The 2208-nt window shown below is 62.2% G+C and carries 2 protein-coding genes and 1 pseudogene; 1 reads left to right on the top strand and 2 read right to left on the bottom strand.

The genetic code is table 11. The features are described 5' to 3' along the window. Nucleotides 1-136: 136 nt before the first annotated feature. Nucleotides 137-721, bottom strand: a complete 585-nt coding sequence (locus EN906_RS31625; protein ID WP_127266510.1) for a TRAP transporter small permease subunit — start codon at nucleotides 719-721, stop codon at nucleotides 137-139. Between the two features lie 186 nt (nucleotides 722-907). Beyond that, nucleotides 908-1813 carry a branched-chain amino acid ABC transporter permease gene (locus tag EN906_RS31620; RefSeq protein WP_127266511.1) on the bottom strand — a complete coding sequence of 302 codons (906 nt, stop codon included), beginning with the start codon at nucleotides 1811-1813 and terminating at the stop codon, nucleotides 908-910. 148 nt (nucleotides 1814-1961) lie between these two features. Here EN906_RS31620 and EN906_RS31615 point away from each other — a divergent pair. Continuing rightward, nucleotides 1962-2208, top strand: a pseudogene (locus EN906_RS31615) (hypothetical protein); the annotation flags it as partial.

Raw genomic sequence — 2208 nt, 5'->3', positions numbered from 1 at the left:
GGCGACAGCAGCACGCCGATGAAGAAGAACATCAAGCCGTTGGCGGCCAAGGAAAAAGCGACGGGGTAGCCGATCAGCAGGAAGATGATCAGCGAGGCGAACATGATCGGCGCCATGTTCTGCGCGATGAACTCCATCACGAGCGCACCTCGTCGGCCAGCGCCTTGGCTTCGAGTTCGGCCTGCTCATGCACGGAAATGAACGGATTGGGATCGTCCATGTCGCCGCGCATGATGGCGATCTTCTTGATGATCTCGGAGATGCCCTGCAGCGCGAGCAGGAAAAAACCGACGAGCAGGATGGCCTTGGCCGGCCAGATGATCAGACCGCCGGAATTGTTGGACATCTCGCCGCTGCGAAACGACAGCGACACATAGGGCACGAAATAGATCACCATCAACGTCACGAACGGCATCAGGAAGAAGAGATGCCCGAGTAGGTCGATCCAGTGCTGCACGCGGCGTGAAAACAGGCCGTAGACGACGTCGATGCGGATATGCTCGTTCTGCTTCAGCGTATAGGCGGCGGCCAGCATGAAGGCGGCGCCGAACAGATACCATTGCAGCTCGAGCCAGGCGTTCGAGGATATGTCGAACACCTTGCGGATAATGGCGTTGGCGGCGCTCACCAGGATCGCCAGCAGGATCAGCCACGATATCCACTTGCCGATGAATTCGTTGGCGCGATCAATTGTCCTGGATAGAGCAAGAAGCCCTGCCATGCATTCCTCCCTTGTACCGGAGGCGTGCCGGCTTCCCCCTTTTGTCCGTCACGCCGCGTGGTCCAACGGTATGCCGCGCGTGGACTGACGGGTCAACAAGGATAGAGGGAGCAAATATCATCGCATGGCAGACAGTGCCCAATACCGGCGATCTGCCCTGGCGTCATGCAACCAAAGTCTGACGTTTCAGGCGATTTTGCCGGTGTCGCGGCCGGCGCCGATCAGGATCAGCGTCGTGACCAGGAACAGATACATCCACGCATCGCGCCATTCGACCGGGAAATAGCCGGCCCACAGCGATTCGGCCATGCCGAAGGCGGCCGCGCCGAGTGCCGCGCGCGACGGCGAGAGATATCCGCCGACCGCCGTCACGAACAGGATTTTCAGGCCGTAGACGAGGCCCGAGCCGAAGCTGACATTGCCGTAATAGAGCCCGGCCATCACACCGGCCAGCGCGGCGCAGAAGCCGCCGAACAGGACCGCGTGCCGGAACACCGCGCGCACGTCGACGCCGCACATAGCGGCTGCCCTGGGGTCGTCGGAGACGGCGCGCCAGCGCCGTCCGAAGCTCGATCGGGCAAATGCCCAGCTGGCCAGCGCGATTGCCGCCACCACCACGGCGCAGTCGATGAGCTGGATGAGCGTCAGCGTTGCCCTGAAGGTGGCGCCCTGCGCGAAAACGATAGGCTGCGCCAGCATCGGCGGCAGCCACAGATCGTGCGTGTCGGCGGCGATGCGGCTCGCTTCGGACAGCAGCAGCAGGATGCCGAGCGTCGTCACCACGATTGCATTGGGTGTGCGGTCGGCCAAAGGTTCGAAGACACTGCGCGACAGCACGTGGCTGATCAGCGCGGCATAGAAGAACGCAGCGACGACGCCGAGCGCCACCGCCGCCAGCAGCGTCAGCCACAGCATCTGATAGCCGAAGGCGGCGGTCAGGATCATCGTCTGGCCGCAAAAGGCGAACAACGCGCCATAGGCGAGATTGGTGCGGTGCAGGATGCCGTTGGTCAGCACATAGCCAAAGGCGAGCAGCGCATAAAGCGCGCCCGAATGCAGCCCGTTCAACACCTGCTGGAAGAAATAGAGCATGCAAAACCTCGAAGCATGCCGCCCAAAAGTGCGAAGCGGTCCTGGCCAACGACAGGCTCAAAAGGCTGCGAAGATCATCGCAGCCCAGAGTGAGGGTGCATCGCTGAATCTAACTTGTCAAATACGATTTATAGGTTAGATTTTCGCCATGACGGTATCCTGGACCCCGCACCGCTTCACCGGCGGCCTGCTTGCGCTCGACACAGCGAACACCGTCGTGCTGCGCGGCGATCCGGGGCGAACCTTCGATCGCTTCGACGATCCGGCCGAGATTGCCCGCTTCGCCGATGCGGCGAGCCGCTTTCGCGCTGCCGAACTTGGCGATAGGCCATTGGCGGGATCCTCGGCGGTGGCGATCGCACCCGGCGTGCTGTCGATCCGCGAGGCGACCGACC

Origin of the sequence: Mesorhizobium sp. M7A.F.Ca.CA.004.06.1.1 (assembly GCF_003999135.1) — a bacterium.
GTDB lineage: Bacteria > Pseudomonadota > Alphaproteobacteria > Rhizobiales > Rhizobiaceae > Mesorhizobium.
The sequence above is the reverse complement of the archived record's forward strand: the minus strand, read 5'-3'. Positions and strand labels throughout refer to the sequence as shown.

What these genes read in the sequence shown, in the direction of transcription:
- EN906_RS31625 (WP_127266510.1), bottom strand. Translation starts at nt 721, where the DNA reads ATGGCAGGGCTTCTTGCTCTATCCAGGACAATTGATCGCGCCAACGAA.
- EN906_RS31620 (WP_127266511.1), bottom strand. Translation starts at nt 1,813, where the DNA reads ATGCTCTATTTCTTCCAGCAGGTGTTGAACGGGCTGCATTCGGGCGCG.